We start from the raw sequence: 25,293 nt of genomic DNA, 5'->3' as shown, positions 1-25,293 counted from the left end.
AAATAAAAAAATCCCATTTACTTTATTTTTAAGTAAATGGGATTTTTTTATTTTTAGAACCATGGCTTTTTCCCAACTTGGTAAGTTTGATAAAACTCATCATCTGATTTTGTTAGGTAGATAATCCCTTCAACAAATCCAATTATTCCTCCTAAACCACAAGTTACAACACTTACTACTAATTGAATAATTCCTTCTTTTGAGTAACCTAAGTAAAATTTGTGTACTCCAAAAGACCCCAATACAATTCCTAAAATTCCGGCAGTTACCTTTTTGTTCTCTGCCTTTCCTAAATTCAACTCTGTGTTTCCCATATTTAAAAAATAAAGTCTTTTTCACCTACTCTTATGGATTTTCAGTTACTCCATTACCTTTTACAAGTTGCAAGATTACTTATTTTGAAAATTGAGAAGGCGACCTAAAAGTTATAATTGTATTACAAAAAGACATTATTAGCACAAAAAAAATCCCATTCATTTCTGAATGGGATTTGGAAGTAAGTATGTTTTTTCTCTTAAAACCAGCCTTTTTTACCAACTTGGTAGGTTTGGTAAAAATCTTCATCTGATTTTGTTAGGTAGATAATTCCTTCAATGAATCCAATTATACTACCAACACCGCAAGTTACGATTGTAATTACAATTTGGATGATTCCTTCTTGAGTATATCCTAAGATAAATTTGTGAATACCTAAGTATCCAAAAATAATTCCCATAATTCCTGCTAATACCTTTTTATTCTCTTGTCTAGGTTGAGATGGTGTATTCCAGCTTTCTGGTTTTGTAGTTTCCATTTTTATATTATTTAGTTAATTATTAATTCCGATTTCATCAATTTCTTCAATGGTACTTTTAGGATCTGGACCATAATAGTTTTCCCCGTGTTCTCCTTCTGTTGCTAACAAAACCAAAAACCAGATAGGGCCAACTAACGGAATGAAAGAAATTAAAACATTCCATCCACTTTTACCCAAATCGTGCATTCTTCTAACCGTTACAGCCAAAGATGGTATTAAAGCAACCAGAGAATACAAAGCGATTAACCCTATTGCAACTGGAAAACCTAAAAATCCTCCACCAATTATTGCTACTAATATTGCTAAAGCAATAAACACAAAAAAGATTACAGCGGTTGCCAAACGAAAATACCAATATTCACTTCTTCTAGCTCTTCCGCTAAAATTCGAATAGTTCTCAAACATGGCAATTTTATACCATTCAATCATAATTTTTAAATCGGTTATTTTTGGCCTACTCTTGGGATTTTCGGTTTGCTCCTTGACTTTAAAAAGAACCTATTTAGATTCATTCTTTTAAAATTCGGAAACAATATTATTAAAAATTAACAAATAAAACTAATCTCACTAAATAAAATTTACAAGAAAAAACTCGTTATTAAATTCTAAAGGCTGTAGGCTAGTTTTTATGGTACACTGCTTTAATTTTATCTACAATTACCTGAGCCAGACGTTCATGACTTTCAAATGTCCAACCTGCAATATGAGGCGTCAGTAAGACATTTTTTGCTTCCATAAGGTATTGAAGTGCTTCTGGCGTATTGTTTTCTTGAAATAGAGTTTCAAAAGAAAGTTTTTCATATTCCAAAACATCCAAACCTGCTCCTAGAACTTTCTTTTCTTTCATTGCTTCAACCAAATCGGCTGTAACAATGTTTTTACCACGCGAAGTATTAATTATCCAAAATGGCTTTTTAAACGCATTTATAAAGCCCTTATTGACCATTTTATCTGTTTCTGGTGTCCAAGGAAGATGAAGACTTAAAACATCTGCTTTTTCGCGTAATTCTTCCAAAGAAACTTGTTTGGCATTTTCGTCGCCAACATTGTCCAAAATATCATAACATAAAACTTCAGTCTCAAAACCTCTCAGTTTTTTTGCAAAAGCTTTTCCCATATTTCCGTAACCAATAATTCCAACTGTTTTTAAATCCAATTCATGACCACGGTTGCTTTCGCGATTCCATTGTCCCGCTTTAACTTCAGCATCGGCTTGATTTAGATTATTGAATAAAGAAAGAATCACGCCTAAAGAATGTTCTGCAACAGCATTGCGATTTCCTTCGGGTGCTGCAATTAGATGAATTCCTTTTGAAGAAGCATACTCACAATCAATGCTTTCCAAACCAGCACCAACTCTTGCAATAAATTGCAACTTTGTTGCTTTATCTAAAAAAGCCTTGTCAATCTTGAATCGGCTACGAATTACGATTCCGTTATAGTCATGAATTTTTGCTTCAATTTCTTCTTTTGAAGATTTGAAATCAGCGTGATTTTCAAAACCCGCTTCTTCCAATTGGTTCCATAGAATCGGATTATTACTGTCGATATGAAGAATTTTTATACTCATTTTTTTCTAAATTTTATAAAAAACAAAAATACGGTTAATTTAATCTCGCAAAACCACAAAGCCACAAAGTTTTTCCTATCGCAATGCACTTCGAATTTCTGGAATCTTTGCAGCTTTGCTTCTAAACTTTTTATTGGTCGGATTTTTTTTTAACTTTGAAAGAATAAGGATTTCACAATCCATCATATAAATCTTCAGAAAATCTTCCCATAATGAAACTAACCAAGACTTTTAAAGCCTTTTTTGAAAACGAAAAATCGGGAGGAATTATCTTGCTCTGCGTTACGATTTTATCTCTTTATCTTGCCAACTCTTCAATTCAAATTCCGTATGTTGCTTTTTGGGAAAAAGAAATTTCAGGGCATTCTATTACACATTGGATCAATGATGGATTGATGACAATTTTCTTCCTTTTGATCGGATTAGAGCTGGAACGCGAGATTTATCATGGCGAATTATCCAATATTAAGAACGCTTCTTTGCCTATAATGGCCGCTTTTGGCGGAATGTTGGTTCCTGCGGCAATCTTTTTGGCTTTAAATTATGGAACAACGACACAAAACGGAGCTGGGATTCCAATGGCGACCGATATTGCCTTTGCAATTGGAATTTTATCACTTCTAGGAAAAAGGGTTCCTACATCTCTGAAAGTTTTCTTAACTGCTCTAGCTGTTATTGATGATTTAGGCGCTATTATCGTTATTGCAGTTTTTTATACCACATCAATCTCTTTTTTAAATCTCGGAATTGCATTAGGAATTTGGGGCTTATTATTCATCCTAAATCGAATGAAAATCCATAATCTAATTCCATATCTTGTTGGTGGAGCTATTATGTGGTATTTTATGCTTAATTCTGGCGTTCATGCAACCATTACAGGAGTCATTTTAGCTTTTGTAATTCCGTTTGGAGATGGCGGAGAAAAAACCTCTTCGTATAGACTGCAGCATTTTTTACATCAGCCTGTTGCCTTTTTTATATTGCCGTTGTTTGCGATTGCAAATACCGCTATAACCATTACAGAAAACTGGCACGAAGGACTTAATCATGTTAATACATACGGAATCATTCTTGGACTTGTAGTGGGCAAACCGCTTGGTATTTTGCTTTTCTCTTCTGTCGGCGTAACTGCAGGCTTATGCACCTTGCCGAAAAATTTAAAATGGGCGCATATTTTAGGTGCAGGAATGCTGGGAGGAATTGGTTTTACAATGTCCATTTTCATTACCGTTCTTGCCTTTAAAAATCCTGAAATTATAGTTTTTTCTAAAATAGCGATTCTTATTGCCTCTTTCATGGCTGGACTTATGGGATTTGTTTATTTGAAATACATACTAAACAGATTGAAATAAAATCCCAATAAAAAATCCCAAACTCCAGTTTGAAAATTGGAATTTGGGATTTTTAATATTTGGAATTTCTTTGAATCCCTAACCTTTGATTTGTTTCAAAGAAGTTTTGATTCCTTTAATTAATGATGAACTAAATCCATTGTGTTCCATTTCATTTAAACCGACAATCGTACAGCCTTGAGGCGTCGTTACACGGTCGATTAATTGCTCTGGGTGCACTCGTTCTTCTAAAAGCATTTTTGCCGCCCCTTTTACGGTTTGTGCCGCAATTGCTAGAGCAGTATTAGAGTCAAATCCAATTTCGATTCCTGCTTGCATAGAAGCGCGAATATAACGTAATGCATATGCAGTTCCGCACGCACCTAAAACTGTTGCTGCATCCATTAGTTTTTCATCGATTACAGGAGCGGTTCCTAAATCTTGAAATAAGTCAACAACTGGTGAAGCATTTGCTGCATATTTTTCAGGGAAAGAAATACAAGTTGCCGATTCTCCAAACTGTGCCGCAATATTTGGCATAATGCGAACAACTGGATATTCAAAATTTGTTTTGGTTTGAAGCATATCCAAAGACAATCCGCTAACTGCTGAAGCAATTGTTTTATTTTGGATAACTGGCAGAATTTCAGCCAAAACAGTATCTACTTGATAGGGTTTTATAGTTAAAATTACAACATCAGCTTCCTCGATGTTGTGTTTATTATCGTTAGAAACAGTAATTCCGTACTCAGATAAATATTGAATACTTGCAGTGTTTCTTCTTGTGACAGTAACTTGGTTGTTTTTCGAGAATTTAGCAATTCCTAAGGCAATAGAAACCCCAAGGTTTCCTCCTCCAATTATGTGTACTTTCATTTTGGTTTGGCTTTAATTTATTTCTGGCTGGTAAACAGCATTTTCCGCCTGCAAATTACGCAGATTTTAGAGATTTTAAATCACTGCAAACGGCTAATTTGTGGCAAAAATCTAGAATCCAAGAATCAGATTTGCTACTCCGAAGTATAACATGATTCCGAATACATCGTTGGTTGTTGTGATAAACGGACCAGTCGCAATTGCGGGATCAATTTTGTTTTTGTTCAAGAAAAGCGGCACTAATGTTCCTAAAGTAGCAGCAAACAAAATCACGACAATCATCGAAATTGAAATGGCAAACCCAACTAAATACTGCTGATACATGATAGAATGGTAACACAATAGAAGAAATGAAATAATACTTCCCGAAATCATCGAAACCGTAATTTCTTTAGTAAAATAAGCACGGCTGAAATCTTTCAATGTTCCATTTGCTAAACCTTGCACTACGATTGCCGAAGCCTGAACTCCAATATTTCCAGCAGTTGCAGAAAGTAAAGGCACAAAAATGATTAATGTTGAATATTTTTGGAAAGTTGCTTCATTGCCTTTTAAAACAAAAGACGCAACAATTTCGATCACCATTCCAATCAAAAGCCAAGGCAGACGCGCTTTGGTCAATTCGTAAACACTGTCATTTGATTCTACGTCTTGCGTAATACCGGCAGCTAACTGGTAATCTTTGTCTGCTTCTTCTTTGATTACGTCTACGATATCATCGATGGTAATTCTTCCTACCAAACGACCTAACTCGTCAACAACTGGAATTGCCTCTAAATCGTATTTCTGCATGATACGAGCGACTTCAACGTCTTCTGTATCAACATTTACAAAATTTAATTTTCGGATATAAACTTCACCAATCTGAGTTTTGGTAGAAGAAGTCAACAAATCTTTAAGAGAAAGTCTTCCTTTTAGTCTATTTTCATCATCGACTACGTAAATAGAATGTACTCTGGATACATTTTCTGCCTGAATTCTCATTTCTTTAACGCAGGTCAAAACGTTCCAATTTTCATTCACTTTTACAAGCTCTTTCCCCATTAGACCACCAGCCGTGTTTTCGTCGTAACGCAAAAGATCAACAATGTCTTTGGCGTGTTCAACATCTAATATTTCAGAGATTACTTCCGCTTTGATTTCCTGCGAAAGTTCTGCGATAATATCGGCAGCGTCATTGGTTTCAAGCTCGTCAAGCTCTTCTGCGATTTCCTTTGGTGAAAGTCGGCTTAAGATATTTTCACGCAGATCTTCTTCCAATTCAAGAAGAATTTCGGCCGTTTTATCACTATCTAAAACCTTAAAGATGTAGGTTGCCTCATCGAAATCTAATTCGTCTAAAATTTCGGCAATATCAGCGTGGTGCAGATCATTAAGCAAAACTTCTAATTCGCTGTCGTTTTTCTTATTGATCAGTTCCTCTAACTGGTGTATAAATTCTTTACTAACTTTGAACTCCATCGGTTTCTATTTTTAGAGTTAGTTCAATAAATTCATCGACGCTAAGCTGCTCCGGACGTTTATCAAAGATAGTGTCTTCTCGCAATTTGTCTGATAAATTTAATGTTTTCAAACTGTTACGTAATGTTTTTCGTCTCTGCTGAAAAGCGGTTTTTACAACTGTAAAAAACAACTTTTCGCTGCAAGGAAGACTGTAATCTTCCTTTCGGGTCATTCTCATCACACCCGATTTAACCTTGGGCGGAGGAATAAAAACGTTTTCATCAACCGTAAACAGATACTCTGTAGTATAGAAAGCCTGAGCTAAAACGGATAGTATTCCGTAGGTTTTCGAGCCTTTCTTTTCGCAGATGCGCTCGGCTACTTCTTTCTGGAACATTCCTGAAAATTCGGGAATCTGATGTTTAAGATCTAATGTCCTAAAAACAATCTGAGAAGAAATATTGTACGGAAAGTTTCCAATTATGGCAAACTGTTTGTCTTGGTAAACTTCATTTATATTATACTTCAGGAAATCCTGAGAAATAATCTTGTCTTTTAATTTTGGATAATGCGCATCCAAATACGCTACCGATTCGGTATCGATCTCAATAACGTGTGTGGTAATTGGCTTTTCAAGTAAATATTTAGTAAGCACACCCATTCCTGGCCCTATTTCTAGAACCTCCTCATATCCTTTAAGACTTAAAGTATCAGCAATAGCCTTTGCGACACTTTCGTCTTTAAGAAAGTGCTGTCCTAAATGTTTTTTTGCTTTTACTTTTTCCATATTCCTTATTTACTTCCTGCTTTTAATGAGCAGATCCCATAAACGTATTCATAACCATATATTGAAAATGAATAACGTCAAATTGAATTCTTTCTAAACCCGTCAGCAGTCCAATATTGGCTTTGTAACCGAATCTATAGTTTAAAAAATTAACATTCTTATTTTCTTTACTTTTGAAAGTCTTATTTGTATTAAACTTCTCATTATCCTCTTTCAATGAGGCACAAGGACGTGAAGAAGATATGATTGTTTTATTTTGTTTGTAAAAATTGTCAATTTTACTTTTTAACACAGCATATTTTTGATTTACGAATGTATCATAGAATGCCGTATCATTTGTGTCAAAATAATCTTCTTCAGGAATTTCTGCTTTAATTTCATCGATATACTCAACAATCTCATTCCCCTTATCATAAACCTTTGCTGCAATCCCTGTTGCTTCTCCAAATGTTTCAGGAGATTCCTCATTTTTTATCTTTAAAACTTCATACTTAGAAATGATATAACCCTTTAAAATTTCCTTTGAAGTATATTCAATATCTCTAAATTCATTAAGTTGTAAAATAATAGATTTTGCAGTTTCTTGCTCATTTACCACCTCTTTATTGCTCTGACAAGAAACATTAAGACTTAGCAATAAAAATAAAACAAGCTTTATTGGTAGGTGTTTCATAAACAAGATGACTGGAGAGGCACAATTTTTAGTTAGAAATTAATTTTTTTGCAAATATACCTTTTTTAGGTATTAAGCAGATAGACCTGTTACTTTTAATCTTTAATATTGTTAAATCCTGCAAAATTACTTTTTAAGACAAGTTCTACTCATTTCCAACTAAAAAACACAATTTAAAACTAGTGCTCAGAAATAACTTCCAATTCTGTTCTGAAAGAAAGCATTTTATCAGCAAATAAGCCTAATGCTTCTCTATGAAATTCTGGCTCATCTTCGATATAAAACTTCTCTAGAGTTTCTTTACTGTCTGTTATGTATTGCACAGAATAAGTAATTCCGCCCATTTCTTCTTCAACGAGAACTTTTACAATTCGTGCTGAAGAAAATTTATTAGTAGCCAGAATTTCTGGTATGTGTTTTTCCTGCATCCATTTTAACCATTGGTCATGAACGCTTTCGTGTATGTTTGTGGTAACGTTGTAAATAATCATTTCTTTTGATTTTAGATTGTAGACTTTAGATTTTAGATTCTTGTTGAAATCTAAAATCTAAAGTCTGAAATCTGAATTATAGATTCTTATCCCCTCTTAACTCTCGGTATTTTTTTCTGGCATCAACAAAGTAAATACTGTCTTGATGATTAAAAATTACCTTTTCATATAAAGCCTTTGCCTTTTCCGGATCTTTTAGTTCGTCGTTGTAAATTTCTGCTGAGAAAAACAATGCTTCATCAACATAAATTCCATCGCTGTGATTGTCAATGATTTGCTGATATTGACTTAGAGCCGAAGCAAAATCTTTCTGACTTTCGTACACTTTTCCTAAACGAAGCAAAGTTACAGCTTCTATTTCTTGACCTTTAAAGGTTTTTAAAATATTCTGAAACTGCGTTATCGCTTCTTGTTTTTTATTCTGATAAATTAAAAAATCACCTTTTGCAAACGCTTTTAAAGCAACTTGAGTTGAATCTGCGGCGGTATTATCATTAATTAAAAGAAAATATTCTAGAGCATCATTGGCGATTAACTGCGTATTGGCTGCTTTTAATTCTTTGAATTGTTTATTGGCCCATTCAAAATCACCTTTGTAATAACTTGTTTTGGCTGCTTTCAAACTGGCTTCGTGTGCCATTACATCATTTTTCAAATCCAATTGAATTTGCGAATAATAAATCAGCGCCTGATTGTACTTTTCTTCTAAAAGCAAAATATCAGCCAGCTCCATTTTAGCGTCAGCTTTTTGATATTCGTTTAGATTTAATTCTAAAGCCTTTTTGATTACTGCCTTTCCCTCTTCTGTCTTTTTCAAATTAAAGGCCAAAAAATGCGCTTGAATGATTTGCAAAGATAAGGTAAAAGGACTGATTTCGTAAGTAGCCAGCAATTGCTTCAATTCCTGATCGATTAGTGGATAGTCTTTTTCCTGTGCATTATCGATCTTTATTTGCATTAAATAAGCATTCGACTGAACCAGTAAACCTAAATCTTTGGTGTTTTGAAGAATGAAATTCAGGATTTCAACAGCTGTTTCGTCATCGTTTTCATTCATCGCAAACTGACTCAAATTGACGATACTCATCAACGATTCTGGTTCGCGTTTGTAAATGGCTTTTTCCTGAATAAAGGCTTTTCCGAATTCTTTTTGCTGTACATAAAACCAGCTTAGATAATGATTCCAGAAAACGTCTTGATCTTTTTGGGTTCTTAAGATTAGTGCTTTTCGCATTGCATCTTTAAAAGCCGTATTATCGGTTTCGCCATTCATGAATCTTGACAATTGTGTCTGAATCAAATTGGTGTTCTGCGGATTTGTAAAAGATTCTGTCAATAACAAATCAATCATTAAATCGGTTTTACCCAACTGTCCGTACAACATTCCTATCTGAAAATTGAAATTGAAATTGGGTTGAATCTGCATTGCAGTCTGATACGCTTTTAAAGCATATTCTAGCAATACTTTTTTCTCAAAAGAACTCGCAATTCCGTAAACATCATTCGGATTGACCTTTATTTTTTCAATTGCCTGTTCATAGTAATTTTTGGCTTTCGCATCATTTTTCTGCAACTGGAAATTGTATCCTAACTCCACCAAAAAAACACCTTGCTTGTAGCGGTTGTATCGATCTTGAATTGCTTTTTCGGCATTGGCAAACTGCTGTAACTGCTGATAACAATCAATCGTTCTTAAAAAATACTGCGTGTTAGAGGGCGCATTTTTCAAAAGCTCTTCATAACTGATTTTCGCTTTATCAAAATCACCTTTATCGTAATAATATTGTGCCAGCTGCTCGTTTTGTCCAAATGCAAAACCAGAACATAACAAAACGATACCGATCAATATGTTTCTCATATTTTTTAAGTTTTCAGTCGCAGTTCTCAGTCTAAGTTTAACTGTAAACTTGGACTTTTTTAGTTTTCAGTAGCGGTTTTCAGTCTTGTTAAAACTGCAAACTGTCACTGCCCACTGAGACTTTCTTAGTTTTCCAAAAAATCAGAGCTAAACCAATTAAAATAAATGGGATACTTAAAATCTGTCCCATATTAATTAGCATATTATTTTCAAAAGCTTCTTGATTTTCTTTAAAAAATTCAATTATAAAACGAGCTGTAAATAATAAAGTTAAGAAAGTTCCAAAGATTAATCCTTGTGCATTTTTAATTTTTTCTGATTTATACATGGAAAACAATATTCCGAAAATCAATAAATAAGCAAAAGCTTCATACAATTGTGTTGGATGCCTCGGAATCAAATCATCTCTTTCAAAAACCACTCCCCAATTTCCGTTGGTTGGTTTTCCATAGATTTCAGAGTTCATAAAATTTCCCAATCTGATAAATGTCCCCGTTACAGGAACTGCAACGGCCATTTTATCTAAAAGCCCTAAAAATTGCACTTTGTATCTTCGACAGTATAAAATCATTGCCGTAATAACTCCAATCGATCCTCCGTGACTTGCCAAACCTCTATAACCCACAAACTGATAAATCCCTTTAATTTTCTGGATTGGCAAAAATATTTCTATCGGATGTTTGAAGAAATACTCAGGTTCGTAAAAGAAACAATGTCCAAGTCTAGCTCCTAAAACAGTTCCTACAATAACATAAATCAATAAAGAATCCAGATTGTCCAAAGAAAGGTTTTCTTTTTTGTAAATATTACTAACAATGTAGAAGCCTAAAAGAAGTCCGCAGGCAAAAAAAGCTCCGTAATACCTTAAAGGAAAACTATCTGTTATCCAGAAAATAACAGGATCTACGTTCCAATTTAAAATTCCATTCATCATGCTCTGTTTTTTAATTTCTATAAATTAAGAAAACCTAACAGGTTTTTAAAGTCTGTTAGGTTTGTATCTTAAAAACTATATTTTTTAGTTTATAATATCAAATCCGCAGTAAGGACGTAAAACTTCTGGGATTACGATTCCTTCTGGAGTTTGGTAATTTTCAATAATTCCGGCTAAAACTCTCGGAAGCGCTAATGAACTTCCGTTAAGTGTATGTGCCAATTGATTTTTTCCGTCTTTGTCTTTGAAACGTAATTTCAAGCGGTTTGCCTGGAACGTTTCAAAGTTAGAAACAGAACTGATTTCTAACCAACGATCTTGAGCAGTAGAAAATACTTCAAAATCGTAAGTCAAAGCAGATGTGAATCCCATATCACCACCGCAAAGACGTAACACTCTGTAAGGCAATTTCAATTCTTTTAAAATGTCTTTTACATGTTCTACCATTCCGTCTAAAGCTGCATAAGAATTATCAGGATGTTCGATACGAACGATTTCTACTTTATCAAATTGGTGTAAACGGTTTAATCCGCGAACATGTGCTCCGTAAGAACCTGCTTCACGACGGAAACATGGCGTATACGCTGTCTGCAAAACAGGCAATTCGTTTTCGTTTAAGATTAGATCACGGAATAAATTGGTTACTGGAACCTCAGCCGTTGGAATTAGATATAAATCGTCAATTCCAGCGTGGTACATCTGCCCTTCTTTATCGGGCAATTGACCTGTTCCGTAACCAGAAGCTTCGTTTACCAAATGTGGCACCTGAACTTCATTATATCCTGCAGCGGTGTTTTTGTCTAAAAAGTAGTTGATCAAAGCACGTTGAAGCTTTGCTCCTTTTCCTTTGTAAACAGGGAATCCTGCTCCTGTGATTTTTACACCCAATTCAAAATCGATAATATCGTATTTCTTAACCAATTCCCAGTGAGGCTGTGCGCCTTCGTGCAAAACTGGAATATCTCCTTCTTGGAAAACATTCAAATTGTCATCTGGAGTTTTTCCTTCAGGAACAATATCAGCCGGAAGGTTTGGTAATGTGTATAATTTATTGGTTAACTCAACAGCCAAAGCTTCCGCTTTTTCGCTCAGTTCTTTACTTTTTTCTTTTAGTGAAACTGTTTTTTCCTTTAAGATTGCTGCTTTAGCTTTCTCACCAGCTTTCATCAATTCACCAATATCTTTGGACAATTTATTAGATTCTGATAAAGTATTGTCTAATTCCACCTGTGCAGCACGACGATTTTCGTCTAATTGAACCACCTCTTCAACAACGCTTTTAGCATCGATATTTCGTTTTGCTAAAGCTTTGATTACTTTCTCTTGATTTTCTCTAATAAATGCAATTTGTAACATAGCTTGATTTTTATAACTATTGTATTTTTTATAACGGAAGCAAATTTAAGGAAATGTTTGTTAACAATAGGTCAAAGTTTTACAGTAAAACAGAAATCCCCTATAAACAGCAAAAGCACCGTAAAAGTGCTCTTGATATTATTTGAATTTTTTTGAGTTTTATTCTAAAAAACGAAGTCTATCATCTCTATGAAAAGCATATTCTCGTCCGTTATACTTTATTTTTTCTAATTCTCTCTTAATTTTCAAGTCACTTTTTTCTTCAATTCCATTTTCTAAATCACTTTCTATTGCTTCTTCATAAGAAAAGTTTTTAGATATGATCAAATCAAAATAACCATTGGTTTTATGATCAGAAAAGCTCATTCCGGTTTCTAAAGTTTCTATCTGAAAAGTTCCATTTCCGTTAGAATCGCCATTGCTTAATCGAATTGGATATTCGTATAAAACCTTTTTTATCTCTTTATCGGCCAGAGTTATTAGTGTAAATTTCTTTTCCGAATACAAAACAATCCGGCTGCTCGCATTGGCTTCGGTATAAAAAGCAATTGCTGGAGTAGTTTCGTTTAGAAAAACCAGATCTTTCAAAATATGCGATTTCGAAAACTGAATAGCTTCATTATCATAATAACCTAAATTATCGTCAAACTCTTCTGCAATTACGCTTCCGTCTTCACGGTTTACAAATAAGTATTTACGCTGAAAATAATTCCCGAGCTCATTGTCGTTATCATTAGTTCTGAATGCTTTTTTATCATGCGAAACAGTTGTCAGGACAAAAAAAGCAGTTTGATCGTCGTAATTGATAGAACTTGTTTCTTTAATTTTAATATCTGAATATTTGATTTTGAGATTGGATGCCACTTTAGAAAGTAACTCCAGATTCATTTCATTTGAATCTTCAATCTCGTCCAGATTTTTAAAAATGAGTTTTTTTATCTGTCTTTTACTAAAACCAAGTTCCGTTTGCGAAAGAAGTTCTTGATCTTGAACTTGAGCATTGTCTTGAACCTTTTCATTTTTCGCACAGGAAAACAAAAACATCAAAACGCCGCTTAAAAGAATCGTTTTTTTCATAGGCTTTGATTTGTTAGAAATTTAGGGCATTTCAAATATATAATTTTCTTACAAACCTCAGCAGGAAAATTAAAATTTAATCTCTCTTAATTTCGTGTCCTACAAACTCTTCCAGTGTTTTAAACATTTCGTCGACCGAAAGCACTTCTGTATCGGGATGCGATTTTAAAAATGCAGCATTCAATTCGGTCAGATTTTCGTCCAATTCAAAATAAGCATTGTTATTTAGCAAGTCTTTAAAAGCGTTCGGAGCATCATATTTATCTTTTAGAAATTTTCCTAATTTAATGTTACTCTGCAAACGCAACTTGCGGCTTTGTTCCTTAAACAATTCCAAATGCTTTTCGGCACCAATTAAAGCTAAGCCTTCTTCGATTAATTCGTTCAATTCTTTATTCCAGCCCGAATCATGAACAAACTTCGAAAAATTTCCTTCAGCATATTTCGAAGCATAAAAATCTAAATAATAACTCATTAAAGCATCTTCGTGAATTAAATCGTCGTCTATTTTTTCTTCGCGCATTAAATTGATTACTGAAATATTCGAATTTACAACGTCTTGAGGATTTTCGCTATTTGCAGCCGTTTCTGAAATAATGATTTTACCGAATTCCATTTGAATGTTTATTTAAAAGATTGTTTTGCAAAGTTGAGGGAAATAATTGAATGTTGCTTTTCAAACTTATTTATTTTGCGTTATTTTTTACGCCGTTTAACGTAAAAAATAGTCTTTTTGACATGAAATACAATTTTTCTGCTTTTTCTTCGTTTGTCCTTACAATCTTTAACACAAATTCCCGTTATCAATATAAATTAAAAAGTTTGTCAAAAATTGACTACCTTTAAGCAACCATTTATAAAAAATCATATCTGTTTAATAAATAAGACTTTACACCGAAGTTCTCCTAGCTAAAACCAAAAACATGAAACAGATTGTATTACTATTTAGCATCCTGCTTTTGCTGGTCAGCTGTGACAATGATGAATTGCCACAGTCTGATGTGCCTTTTGCATCTGTGGGTAAAGGAGATTCTTTTGCAAATGACCAAAGTATTGCTCAAAGACATTTGGTGATTAAAGATTCTAAAACCTGGAATAATTTTTTGAAAGAAATGAATATTTCAAGTGCTAAAACAAAAGGTTTTAAAGAAACTGCTATAGATTTTAGCCGATATCAGGTTATTGCCGTTATTGACAAAACACAACCTAACGATGGACATTCGATCGATATTGTAGAAATGACCGAAAACCGCAATACTATAATTGTAAAGGTAGAGAAACTAAGAAACGGAAATCTCACCAAGAAATCTTCCAGACCTTATGACATTGTAAAAACAGCAAAAACAGACAAAAAAGTAGTTTTTGAGCAGTAATCTTTAATCCTCATAACTTTTAAAGTCTTTAATGGATACTCCAAAAATAAATGAAAATCAATTTGCTGTTGGACAAGCGGAATACACTACTGGAATAATATTAAAGAAAAATAATCAATATTATAACTCCGGAGAAGACATTCTGGAAGTTTACTCCATATTTGAAAGTTTAGATTCAGCAAAAGCATTTACAGAAGAAGGCATTTCTAAAAATTCAAACATCGAATTTTTTATACTCAATTATAAATCAGAGACAGTATACATTGTCGACCAAAAAGGAGAAAGAAAATAAACTCTTTCTGAAATACAAATTAAAACCCTGTATTTTCTGTTAGTAAGGCTTTCAATTCATTCGTTTTCACATACGCTGCAAAACGTCCAGACAACAGCAACATCTCTTTTTCTTCGGGAGTTATTTTTAACTTGGTTTCGATATGTGATGTATACTCGTAAAGCATCAAAAGTTCTTTTGCATCAAAATCTTTAAACTTTTCTTTGTCCAAACTAGAAAGCTGTAGCTGACTGTATTTGTCCTTTTGAAAGCTATCTTCCCCAAACTTTTCAATCAATTCTGCTTTAAAATTATCATGAATTCTTAGCCAGCTTGCGGTTTCGTCATCAGTATTTTTCAGTTCTGTTACCAAATCTTCATAAGCCTTGTTTTTATCTAACTTTTGAAGATATTCCTTTAAAGTTGTAAAACCAATAATGTGATAATTGGAAATCGGTATCTTGTATCGTTCCAAAACATTTTCGACATCTTTTTCAAAAGTCATATATCTGGTTTGAACCGTGTATAAAGAAGCAGTTTCTAACAACGAAATAAGTCTGATTTTTTCATCATTTATAAAAGGAGCTTTTTTACCTTGTCCTAAACAATCAATAAAAAGTGCTTTTTTGTTTTTGTCTTTTACTTTTGTATCGTTATGAAGAAGCTCAATCAACGTTTCGTAACCCATATTATCTGACGCCCCTCCGTCAATTACACACAAAATTTTATCCTGATTTTTAATTCCGAATTTGGTTTTAGGAAGAACTCCAGGAAAAGCCGAACTTGCTGTAATAGCATACGTCAGCGGAAAATCGTAACCATTGTTAATCTGATTTTCGTCAAGCGAAAGCGGTGCTTTATTAGGAGCCAAAGACGAATTGATTTTCAAAGCCCGAATAATATGTGGCATAAACGGAAATCGTTCGCCGTTGTTATAAGCCGTTCCGTTGGCAACCATTATGGGTAATTGTGGATTTTGTTTGCTGTCTTTCGGAATAAAAAAATCGGACAAAAGCATTTGTGTTCTAAATTTATTCTGATTTTCTGGATTTGCGCTGTCGTATTGCAAAACCTCCAAATCTAATCGCTGCGCCATCGAGATTTTTTCTCCTTTTTCGTTTCGGCTGTTGTTCAAAAGAGAAAAAAGCGAAGCCGATTTACTAACATCCGCTTTGAATGCATCGGCTTTAGAAAAATAAAATTCGTTGAACGAACAATTATCGTATTGCAATTTGTTTTTAAAAATGGTCAAATAATATCCCGCAGCGTAACAGCCTCCAGAAACAGTAGAGAAATAATCAATTTCATTCAAGAAATTACGATTCGTGTTTTCTTCCTTAATTTCTTCTAAACCCAAAAGAACGCCCATACCGAAAAACTGCGCTCTTGATCCACCACCCGAAATTCCGACACCTAAAGCAATATTTGGATTCTGAAGACGACTGTCACGATCCTGAACCGACTTATATTCGCTTAAGTCAACCGCAGGAATAGAATTATAATTGATTTCTGAAAAGAGATTTATTTTGTTTTGGGCAATTCCTTCATTTATTATAAAAAGGAAAAAGAATCCTAGAGAAAGACCTTTAATTTTCATCCTAATTCCATTTAATTACTATCTATTCAACATTAAATAATCTCAATATATACGAGAGTTCGTAAACAATGAAAAGCACGGCTAAAATAGCGTGAAACTTTTTATTATTTATTTTTATTGCAATTAAACACAAAACAATATGGCTTATAACCCGAACAAAATATTCGCTTTGATTGTATAAAAAATAATCGCCACCTTTGATTGCCGTATCGACTATATCTGCTCCAAAACTTATTGCTAAAACCGAAAAAAACCATTTTTTTCTGGAATAAAAATAATCTTCATATCCTGAATAATCTACTAAATCGTCGGGATAGAGAATTGCACATATCAAATAATAAATCAAGATATAGCAGATAATAAAGAAATAATCTGCAAAATACCATTCATGGATTAATTTTAGATTAAACTCCCACCACCAAAAGTGAATAAGCATCAGGAATACATAAAATACCCATAAAGCATGCACAAAATAAAACTTCTTGCGTCCGGGATGCTGAATAAAAATTACGGAACCTTTTATAAGATGCGTTAAACTCAAACCTAAAATGATTCCGATAATTGATTTAACATGCGTAAGTTCTTCCATAAAACATTATTTACAACGAAATAAAATTAATTGAATTAATCCAAAATGGAATGTTTACTAATTGATTTTTAACTTTTTCTGATTTTAATTTTTGATTTCTAAAGCAAATTTTTAATGAAAAAGTAATATTAAAATAACCACGAAAAGCAAAACCGATTCCTGAAATACAAGAATAAACAGTAAATTTATTGCATTCAAACTCCGTTTAGCAGTAAAAACAGAAAAGTATGAGTCAAAGAAAAGTATTAGAATATTACGTTTTAGACGTATTCTCAAACGAGAGCTATAAAGGAAATCCGCTTTCTGTAGTTTTTACAGATGGAAATCTAAAACTAGAAACTTATCAGGATATTTCTAGAGAATTTCGCTATTCTGAAACCTCCTTTGTTTATTATTCTACAAAAGAAAAATCACTTGTAGTGCGTTCGTTTACTCCAACAGGAATCGAAATCGATGGTGCAGGACATAATTTATTGGGCGCAGTCTGCGGTGCTCTTCTAAAAGGACTTCCTATTTTTGATGAGCAAAATGAAAGTGAGCCATTTGTAATTATGAAACATTCGGCAATTCCCGTAACGGTTAGTTTTGATTTGGATAATTTTTCTCCAGTTGTTCAAATGCATCAGAAATCCGCGGTTATCAAGCAAGAAATTCCAACCTACAAAATTGCAGTAGCGCTAGGCTTAAAAATTGAAGATTTGGATGTAAATGCTTTTGTGCCAACAATAGTTAAAACAGAAGTTGCACATACCATGGTTCCTATAAAAAACAGTCAGATCCTTAACAGTTTTGCTCCCGACAATCAGCTTTTAATCGAAATTTCGAAAGAATATAATTTTGAAGGATTTTATTGTTTCACCCCAGCTGAAGAAGGTTTAGATCATATAGTTGAGACACGATTTTTTAATCCGATAATCGGTATAAACGAAGATCCTGCAACAGGAACCGCAGCGGGACCTTTAATTGGTTTTTTAACGCAAAAGAAATTCACTAAATCTGATAAAGAATATAAAATTCTTCAAGGCGTAAAATTAAAACAGCCCTCAATGATTGAAGTTATGAATCGGGAAGAAGATATTTTAGTAGGTGGTTCTTCGATTATTACGATGAAGGGAGAACTTTATATTTAATATATTTGTAATCATAAAACTACAAAATATATTAGATATGACATTTTATCAAAGATATTTAAATGGAGAAACAAAAGAGGTTTATGAAGATATTTATAAACTAGGTTCAGATGCATTTCTACCTAATATTTTTTCTGACATCGAGAAGGTAATGACAGAAACTTTTGAAAGAACTGCGTATAATCTGAATATTATTTATAAAGAATTAGTGAATATTAATTATCTTTTTAAAACTGAATTTCAATTTAATTTTGAGCGTCCTTTAGTAAATCCTCTACCAAAGACAGATTCTTTGCTGAAAGAACTTGATGAATCAGTTAAATCATTTGGTTTTGTACCATTATCTTTAAAAATGTTTTATAAAATTGTCGGCGCTTGCAATTTTGGCTGGGATTACGATAAAAATGAAGATTTTATTTGGGAATATGCAGACCCAATTCAAGTTATAAGTTTAGATGATCTCATTTCAATAGTTACAGATAAATATGCCCTTGAAACTTTTCAAGACTATTATGAAGATGATGGTTTTGTTTCTCTCGAGCTTTCAGCAGATTATTTGCATAAGGACAATGTTAGTGGAGGTTCACCATATTCACTGCAAATTACAAATAGACCAAGCATTGATTCACTATTTTTAAATGAAGAGCATAATACAACTTTCATTAATTATTTAAGGATCTGTTTTGAGAATTGTGGTTTTACAAGAATTACAAATCCAAAATATAAAAATGATTACAAAGTTTTTTTTGAAAAGGTAAAGCCGCAATTGAAACGAATATAAAAAAACCGCATCTGATAGAATGCGGTTTAAATATTTTAAAACTAAAGCTTTTCTTAGTTTGTTTTCATTGGTGGTAAATCAAACGCTTTTGAATCGTGTTCGAAGTTGTTTCTGTGTGCTCCATCGCAAAATGGTTTATTTGCAGAATGTCCGCAACGGCAAAGTCCTAGCGCTTGTCTTCCTTGTAAACCGTAAAGTGTTCCTTCTGGATCCATGATTTCAAAATCGCCTTCAATTTTGATTGATCCGTTTTTATTGATGATTAATTTTGTCTTGCTCATAAACTTGTTTTTTTCGGATGCAAAGATTGCGAAATATATCTTTATTTATAAGCGCGAAACGTAGTTTAAACTGGTTCTATTTTATTTGGAATTCCGCAGAGAAACGCGAAGGCTTTACGCAGAGATTTGCAAAGATTTTTACTTATTTTGGGTAAATAATCTCGCAATCCCAATTTTGTCATCCTGAGGAACGAAGGATCACACACGTAACTCCGCATTGAATGTCTAATAATCTTTGTCGAATTTCTAGTGTGATCCTTCGTTCCTCAGGATGACAAACGGAAGGGTTACTCTAAAGTTTTATAAACAAAGTTTTTAAACTTTACACTTCCCTTTCCAATCGAACAAAGGCCAATTCTTAATCCCAAAAATCCGCTTAAGACATTATGATTATATCCTGAAACTTCTACCGAGTTTTCGATTTTTTTCCAGTCTTTTCCATCAATACTATAAAACATATCTACGGTATTTTTAATGTTTTTAAGTTTTAGAAAGACTTTTCTATTATGTGTATTCTTCTCTGTTGGAAACTGCCATCCTCTCAAATTGGCCAAAATATTGTTCTGATCGGCTAAAATCCCTGAGTAATATTTATTGTCATAAAAAAGAACTAAACCTCCTGTTGCGTCACCTTCTATTTCCATTTCAACTTCGGCTGAATAAGAATGTCCTCCTGGTACAACTACTAGCGGAGAACTGTTTCCAACTCCATCACCTTTTCCTTCAATAGTCAAAGTGTTATTAGCCACTTTAAATCTTGAAGCTTCTACTCCACTATAAAATTTCCATTGCGGTTTAAGAGTCGAACCTCCAAAATTGTCACTCAGAGAAAATTCAGGAAGCGTTTTCCCTTCTGGCTTTGCAATTGGTTTATCGGTCTGAATGTTATTTGGAATTTTATACCAGCCGTCTTTTGTCCATTCCACTGGCTGAAGTAAAGTCTGGCGTCCTAAGTTGTAATAATCTTTTTCATAACCATGAAAAATCATCCACCATTTTCCGTTGGCATCTTCAAAAATAGTACTATGTCCTTTTGACCACCAAATTTCAGAACTGCTGTTCGTTCTCACAATCGGATTATATGGTGAGTTTTCCCAAGGGCCAAAAGGCGATTTTGATCTTGCCGAAATTACCATATGACTTGTCGCTGGGCCAGCTGTTCCGCCTTCGGCAACGGTCAAATAATAATATTCTCCTCGCTTGAATAATTTTGGGCCTTCCATACAGAAACACTCAATGCTCCATTCACGCGGAATTTTCCAACCATCGTAAACATGTTTTAAGTCGCTTGTTACCGAAAGTCCGTCTTTAGACAAAGCCACATAACCTCCGTTACTGAAATACAAAAATCGATTTCCTTTATCATCTGTAACATGTCCAGGATCAATATTTCCGATTTTCAAATCTACAGGTTCGCTCCACGGACCATTGATAGAATCTGCTGTAACGACAAAATTGGTATTATTAGCAGGAAAATAAATGTAATATTTATTGTTGTACTTTATTAAATCTGGTGCCCAAACTGCTCCAACATATTTATGAAGCGCATTGGTTACAGGTTCCCAATTCATCAAATCGGTCGAATGCCAAATTAAAAGTCCAGGATAATAATCGAACGAAGAATGCACAACATAATAATCTTTCCCGTCGCGCAATAAACTCGGATCGGGATAATCTCCAGCAAAAATTGGGTTTGAATATTGTCCTTGCTTTAAATTCTTTTCTGATTGTGATTGAGAATAACCGTAATATGTAAACAATACTAAAATGGCTAAATATATTTTATTCATGTTTTTGATATTTCTTTTCAAATATAGTCAAAAAGACCATAAGGTTTTGATAGAGTAAAATTTTGTTAGGTTTTTACACAGAGATACACTAAGAATTTCGCAGAGATTCGCAAAGTCTTTTACAAAAGAAGTTAAAATTAATCTCGCAAAGTCGCAGAGACGCAAAGTTTTCGATTTATTTTGTCATTTCGAGGAACGAGAAATCTCCACAAGAAGCTCGACAAAGATTGACTCTTCTAGGAACGGAGTTACTCGCGGAGATTTCTCGTTCCTCGAAATGACAAACTGCATGGTTAATCCTTAACTTAAAAATAAAAAACTATGCGACTCTGCTCCCGATATCTATCGGGATTGCGAGATTAAAACATCACAATTCTCAGTAAAAACTCCAGTGAATCTCCACGTAATATTAAAATCTCAATTCTATTGCTTATTTTTGCACTCAATAAAATTGAGTTATGACACAGAATCCAAAGAGATATACGATCACGGCGGCATTACCTTACACCAACGGACCTATTCATATTGGTCACTTGGCTGGGGTTTACGTGCCTGCAGATATATATTCGAGATATTTAAGATTGCAAGGAAAAGATGTAGCATTTATCTGCGGAAGCGATGAACACGGAGTTGCAATTTCGATGAAAGCTAAAAAAGAAGGAGTTACACCACAAGAAGTTATTGATAAATATGATGGAATTATCCGTAAATCGTTTGCTGATTTCGGAATTTCATTCAACAATTATTCTAGAACTTCTGCTAAAATTCATCATGATACGGCATCTGAATTCTTTAGAACTTTGTATGATAAAGGCGATTTTATTGAAGAAGTTACCGAGCAATTGTACGATGCAAAAGCAAATCAGTTTTTAGCAGACCGTTTTGTGGTTGGAACTTGTCCAAAATGTGACAATCCAGAAGCGTACGGAGATCAGTGCGAAAAATGCGGATCTACTTTGAACGCAACAGATTTGATCAATCCGAAATCGACAATTACGGGAGAAACTCCTATTCTTAAAGAAACAAAACACTGGTTTTTACCTTTAGATAGATATTCTGATTTTTTAACAGAATGGATTTTGGTCGGACATAAAAACGACTGGAAACCTAACGTATACGGACAAGTAAAATCTTGGATCGACGGCGGATTGGAACCTCGTGCGGTAACGCGTGACCTTGATTGGGGAATTGATGTTCCTGTTGAAGGTGCTGAAGGAAAGAAACTTTACGTTTGGTTTGATGCGCCTATCGGTTATATTTCTTCTACAAAAGAATGGGCGGCGCGCGAAGGAAAAGACTGGGAACCATATTGGAAAGATGAAGAAACTAAATTGGTTCACTTTATCGGAAAAGACAATATTGTTTTCCACTGTATCATTTTCCCAGCGATGCTTAAAGCTGAAGGAAGCTATATTTTACCAGACAACGTTCCTGCAAATGAGTTTTTGAACTTGGAAGGAAACAAACTTTCGACTTCTAAAAACTGGGCGGTTTGGTTACACGAATATTTAGAAGAGTTTCCAGATAAGCAAGATGTTTTACGTTACGCGTTAACATCAAACGCTCCTGAAACAAAAGATAATGACTTTACTTGGAAAGATTTCCAAGCGAGAAATAACAATGAATTAGTTGCCATTTTCGGAAACTTCGTGAATCGTGTTGTCGTTTTAACTAATAAATATTACGATGGTGTTATTCCAACTCCAAACGAATTTACAGAAGTTGACGAACAAACTTTAGCAGAATTAAAAGCGTATCCAGCTGTGATTTCAAGTTCGGTTGAACGTTACAGATTCCGTGAAGCTTTGGGCGAATTGATGAATGTTGCTCGTTTAGGAAACAAATACTTAGCAGACGAAGAGCCTTGGAAAGTAATGAAAGACAATCCAGAGCGTGTAAAAACTCAAATGTATGTGGCGTTGCAAATTGCTGCTGCGTTGAGCGTTTTGGCTGAACCATTTTTACCTTTTACAGCTGCAAAACTTTCTAAAATCTTGAACTTGGCTGACCTTAAAGAACATTTTGCAGGTTTCAGTAAATTCTTGAAAGAGAAAAACCGCGATGCAAAAGACATCTTTATTGATAAAACATTAGGATGGAATGACATTTCTGAAAACTCAGATTTATTGCCAGCAGGACACAAAATTGGTGAAGCAGAATTGCTTTTCGCTAAAATTGAAGACGAAGAAATACAAAAACAAATAGACAAATTGGAAGCGACAAAAACCGCAAATATTGCTGAAAACAAACAAGCAGAACCACAAAAAGATTTAATTCAGTTTGAGGACTTTGCGAAAATGGATATTCGTATCGGAACTATTTTGGAGGCTGAAAAAATGCCAAAAGCAAACAAACTTTTGGTTCTAAAAGTAGATACAGGAATCGATGTTCGTACAATTGTTTCAGGAATTGCTGAAAGTTTTTCGCCAGAAGAAATCATCGGAAAACGTGTTTCTGTATTAGCAAACCTTGCTCCAAGAGCTTTACGTGGTGTTGAAAGTCAAGGAATGATCTTGATGACAACAAACGCTGAAGGAAAACTGGTTTTTGTAAATCCAGATGCTGATGCGCCAAATGGTGCTACAGTAAATTAAACTGATTTTACACACTAAACATATAGTTTGTCATTTCGAGGAACGAGAAATCTTCGCAAGTAACTCCGCAATGAGAATCCAATCTTTGTAGAGCCTCTCGCGAAGATTTCTCGTTCCTCGAAATGACAACATTGACAGAACAAAAAAATAAAATAAAATTCTTACATTTTATTATTTCTTTTAAACTCGTTTTTGTAAGTTTGTTCTGCAAAAAAATACAGTAAGGAGTAATCCTTGAAACTTTATTACTTAACATAAGCGAACCCTCGCCATGATGTCCCTATGGAAACTCGGGAAACCTATCCTTACTGGGGTATTTTTGCACATCTAAAGCGAGGGTTTCGTGCGTTTAAATTTTTTCGGTTATGCAAAGAGAAAATCAAAAACCGACACATCAAGATGTAATGCCATCGATGGCAAAATTCCTTTCAGACTTATGGTTTGAAGGAGATTTTAGAGAACAGCCCCATTATCTGTCTGAAATTTTCAAGCGAATTCTTGAAACAGATTTAGGAGATGACAAAGAGCTAAGATCAAAAATGATGGAATGCATCAAAACCAGTGAAATGCTTGCCGAAACACTCGAACCGTTTTCGGATAAACAAATTCAGAAAGCCTGCAGTAAAATTTTAGCTGCTTAAAACAACAAAAAAGCGTGAATCAATTACTATTTTTAATCGATTCGCGCTTTTTCCTTTCAAAATAGTCGCTTTCTAAGTTATCTTTGAAAAATAATACACGATTAAAATTCATTCAATGAAACTCACAAAACCAAGATTAGCCCTAATCTGCGGTATACTCTGCATATCTATTTTCCCGATATTGGTAAAATTACGTTTAACACCAGGATTGATTTCGGCTTTTTACCGAATGTTTTTTGCTGTAGTATTGCTTTTGCCTTATGTTATTTTCAGCGGAAACTTTAAACTTCCAAAACTAAAATTTGCTCTTTTGGCAATACTTTGTGGTGTTTTATTTTCGTCTGATGTTGCCGTTTGGAATATCGCCATTCAGGAATCAAGTGCGACTCAGGCTTCGTTGCTGACCAATTTATCTCCAGTTTGGGTTGGTGTTGGTTCTTTCTTTTTTCTGAAAGCAAAACCTGCAACAAATTTCTGGATAGGAACATTGGTCGCTTTATTCGGAATGATAACTTTGGTTGGTTTTGAATTTTTTATCGATTTAAACTTCGATAAAGCATTTCTATTTGCCGTTTTATCTGGAATTCTATATTCCATTTATCTTTTGGTCAGTAAAAATGTCCTTTCAGAAGTTGATGTTCTTTCGTTTATGACGATTAGTTTATTTGCTTCAAGCATTTATTTAGGAATTTTATGTTATGCATTAGGCGAACCTTTCACCGGATTTTCAAATACTGGCTGGTTTGTTCTCGTGCTGCAAGCTGTTATTTGCCAATTGTGCGCTTGGCTTTCTATTAGTTATGCCACTCAGCACATGCGTGCAACGAGAGTTTCGTTGAGTTTACTAAGTCAAGCAGTAATTACTTCAATTTTGGCTTGGTTGTTTTTGGAAGAACAAATAACTTTACAGATGGTTTTGGGTGGAATCATTCTGCTTTTCGGAATCCGAATTACATTTTACGATAAAACGATTTCTTTGAAAAGGCTTTTTTCTAAGTAAAGAACAGCTCACAGATTTCCACAGATTTAAAGAATTAACACAGATTATTAATTA

26 protein-coding genes are annotated in these 25,293 nt (G+C 34.0%); 8 read left to right on the top strand and 18 right to left on the bottom strand.

Features of this window, described 5'->3' with window-relative positions:
* Nucleotides 1–53: 53 nt before the first annotated feature.
* From LPB248_RS12050 to LPB248_RS12035, 4 genes are all read right to left on the bottom strand, one after another.
* Entirely contained in the window at nt 54–314 is a 261-nt protein-coding gene (locus LPB248_RS12050) for a TM2 domain-containing protein (RefSeq protein ID WP_177211659.1), read from the bottom strand.
* A gap of 200 nt (nt 315–514) precedes the next feature.
* A complete protein-coding gene (locus LPB248_RS12045) occupies nt 515–793 on the bottom strand; it encodes a TM2 domain-containing protein (protein WP_095930301.1) in 279 nt (92 codons plus the stop codon).
* 15 nt (nt 794–808) lie between these two features.
* A complete protein-coding gene (locus LPB248_RS12040; RefSeq protein ID WP_177211658.1) occupies nt 809–1,225 on the bottom strand; it encodes a DUF805 domain-containing protein in 417 nt (138 codons plus the stop codon).
* A gap of 190 nt (nt 1,226–1,415) precedes the next feature.
* Complete coding sequence (locus LPB248_RS12035) at nt 1,416–2,366, bottom strand: 2-hydroxyacid dehydrogenase (protein WP_177211657.1); 951 nt, start codon at nt 2,364–2,366, stop codon at nt 1,416–1,418.
* Between the two features lie 212 nt (nt 2,367–2,578).
* On the opposite strand from LPB248_RS12035, the gene nhaA reads away from it, so the two are divergent.
* Entirely contained in the window at nt 2,579–3,718 is a 1,140-nt protein-coding gene (gene nhaA, locus LPB248_RS12030) for a Na+/H+ antiporter NhaA (protein WP_177211656.1), read from the top strand.
* Nucleotides 3,719–3,796: 78 nt separating this feature from the next.
* Here the strand turns inward: nhaA and proC are convergent, their stop codons facing one another.
* From proC to LPB248_RS11980, 10 genes are all read right to left on the bottom strand, one after another.
* Nucleotides 3,797–4,573 carry a pyrroline-5-carboxylate reductase gene (gene proC, locus LPB248_RS12025; protein ID WP_111425314.1) on the bottom strand — a complete coding sequence of 259 codons (777 nt, stop codon included), beginning with the start codon at nt 4,571–4,573 and terminating at the stop codon, nt 3,797–3,799.
* A gap of 111 nt (nt 4,574–4,684) precedes the next feature.
* Nucleotides 4,685–6,034, bottom strand: a complete 1,350-nt coding sequence (mgtE, locus tag LPB248_RS12020; protein ID WP_095930296.1) for a magnesium transporter — start codon at nt 6,032–6,034, stop codon at nt 4,685–4,687.
* Nucleotides 6,018–6,803, bottom strand: a complete 786-nt coding sequence (gene rsmA / locus LPB248_RS12015; RefSeq protein ID WP_177211655.1) for a 16S rRNA (adenine(1518)-N(6)/adenine(1519)-N(6))-dimethyltransferase RsmA — start codon at nt 6,801–6,803, stop codon at nt 6,018–6,020. Before rsmA ends, mgtE begins: the two co-directional genes overlap by 17 nt.
* Nucleotides 6,804–6,825: 22 nt before the next feature.
* Entirely contained in the window at nt 6,826–7,476 is a 651-nt protein-coding gene (locus LPB248_RS12010) for a hypothetical protein (RefSeq protein WP_177211654.1), read from the bottom strand.
* Between the two features lie 179 nt (nt 7,477–7,655).
* Nucleotides 7,656–7,967, bottom strand: a complete 312-nt coding sequence (locus LPB248_RS12005) for a DUF4286 family protein (protein WP_008465514.1) — start codon at nt 7,965–7,967, stop codon at nt 7,656–7,658.
* 76 nt (nt 7,968–8,043) lie between these two features.
* Entirely contained in the window at nt 8,044–9,825 is a 1,782-nt protein-coding gene (locus tag LPB248_RS12000) for a tetratricopeptide repeat protein (RefSeq protein ID WP_177211653.1), read from the bottom strand.
* 88 nt (nt 9,826–9,913) lie between these two features.
* Nucleotides 9,914–10,759 (bottom strand): prolipoprotein diacylglyceryl transferase, encoded by an 846-nt coding sequence (gene lgt, locus LPB248_RS11995; protein ID WP_177211652.1) that lies wholly within the window; start codon nt 10,757–10,759, stop codon nt 9,914–9,916.
* Between the two features lie 84 nt (nt 10,760–10,843).
* On the bottom strand, nt 10,844–12,115 hold the full coding sequence (gene serS, locus LPB248_RS11990; RefSeq protein ID WP_177211651.1) for a serine--tRNA ligase: 1,272 nt from the start codon (nt 12,113–12,115) through the stop codon (nt 10,844–10,846).
* Between the two features lie 159 nt (nt 12,116–12,274).
* Nucleotides 12,275–13,192, bottom strand: coding sequence for a hypothetical protein (locus LPB248_RS11985; RefSeq protein ID WP_177211650.1), 918 nt, complete (start codon nt 13,190–13,192; stop codon nt 12,275–12,277).
* A 76-nt stretch (nt 13,193–13,268) separates the two neighbouring features.
* Nucleotides 13,269–13,808, bottom strand: coding sequence for a hypothetical protein (locus LPB248_RS11980; protein WP_177211649.1), 540 nt, complete (start codon nt 13,806–13,808; stop codon nt 13,269–13,271).
* A 307-nt stretch (nt 13,809–14,115) separates the two neighbouring features.
* Between LPB248_RS11980 and LPB248_RS11975 the strand changes: the two genes are divergently transcribed.
* Nucleotides 14,116–14,565, top strand: coding sequence for a protease complex subunit PrcB family protein (locus tag LPB248_RS11975; protein WP_177211648.1), 450 nt, complete (start codon nt 14,116–14,118; stop codon nt 14,563–14,565).
* A 31-nt stretch (nt 14,566–14,596) separates the two neighbouring features.
* Entirely contained in the window at nt 14,597–14,857 is a 261-nt protein-coding gene (locus tag LPB248_RS11970) for a hypothetical protein (RefSeq protein ID WP_177211647.1), read from the top strand.
* Between the two features lie 19 nt (nt 14,858–14,876).
* Here LPB248_RS11970 and LPB248_RS11965 read toward each other — a convergent pair whose 3' ends face one another.
* A complete protein-coding gene (locus LPB248_RS11965) occupies nt 14,877–16,433 on the bottom strand; it encodes a patatin-like phospholipase family protein (protein WP_177211646.1) in 1,557 nt (518 codons plus the stop codon).
* A 22-nt stretch (nt 16,434–16,455) separates the two neighbouring features.
* Nucleotides 16,456–17,022 carry a hypothetical protein gene (locus LPB248_RS11960; RefSeq protein ID WP_177211645.1) on the bottom strand — a complete coding sequence of 189 codons (567 nt, stop codon included), beginning with the start codon at nt 17,020–17,022 and terminating at the stop codon, nt 16,456–16,458.
* A gap of 227 nt (nt 17,023–17,249) precedes the next feature.
* On the opposite strand from LPB248_RS11960, the gene LPB248_RS11955 reads away from it, so the two are divergent.
* Nucleotides 17,250–18,152 (top strand): PhzF family phenazine biosynthesis protein, encoded by a 903-nt coding sequence (locus LPB248_RS11955; RefSeq protein ID WP_177211644.1) that lies wholly within the window; start codon nt 17,250–17,252, stop codon nt 18,150–18,152.
* Nucleotides 18,153–18,189: 37 nt separating this feature from the next.
* Nucleotides 18,190–18,933, top strand: a complete 744-nt coding sequence (locus LPB248_RS11950; RefSeq protein ID WP_177211643.1) for a hypothetical protein — start codon at nt 18,190–18,192, stop codon at nt 18,931–18,933.
* Nucleotides 18,934–18,986: 53 nt separating this feature from the next.
* Here the strand turns inward: LPB248_RS11950 and LPB248_RS11945 are convergent, their stop codons facing one another.
* Nucleotides 18,987–19,214, bottom strand: coding sequence for a CDGSH iron-sulfur domain-containing protein (locus tag LPB248_RS11945; protein ID WP_111377641.1), 228 nt, complete (start codon nt 19,212–19,214; stop codon nt 18,987–18,989).
* A gap of 287 nt (nt 19,215–19,501) precedes the next feature.
* Nucleotides 19,502–21,004, bottom strand: coding sequence for a family 43 glycosylhydrolase (locus LPB248_RS11940; protein WP_177211642.1), 1,503 nt, complete (start codon nt 21,002–21,004; stop codon nt 19,502–19,504).
* Between the two features lie 458 nt (nt 21,005–21,462).
* On the opposite strand from LPB248_RS11940, the gene metG reads away from it, so the two are divergent.
* The 3 genes from metG (at nt 21,463) to LPB248_RS11925 (ending at nt 25,239) form a co-directional block, all read left to right on the top strand.
* On the top strand, nt 21,463–23,598 hold the full coding sequence (gene metG / locus LPB248_RS11935; RefSeq protein ID WP_177211641.1) for a methionine--tRNA ligase: 2,136 nt from the start codon (nt 21,463–21,465) through the stop codon (nt 23,596–23,598).
* 365 nt (nt 23,599–23,963) lie between these two features.
* On the top strand, nt 23,964–24,239 hold the full coding sequence (locus LPB248_RS11930; RefSeq protein ID WP_177211640.1) for a hypothetical protein: 276 nt from the start codon (nt 23,964–23,966) through the stop codon (nt 24,237–24,239).
* 115 nt (nt 24,240–24,354) lie between these two features.
* Entirely contained in the window at nt 24,355–25,239 is an 885-nt protein-coding gene (locus tag LPB248_RS11925) for a DMT family transporter (RefSeq protein WP_177211639.1), read from the top strand.
* Nucleotides 25,240–25,293: the final 54 nt, after the last annotated feature.

This window comes from Flavobacterium sp. LPB0248, assembly GCF_013388355.1.
Taxonomy (GTDB): domain Bacteria; phylum Bacteroidota; class Bacteroidia; order Flavobacteriales; family Flavobacteriaceae; genus Flavobacterium.
This window is presented reverse-complemented; position numbering and strand designations above follow the sequence as displayed.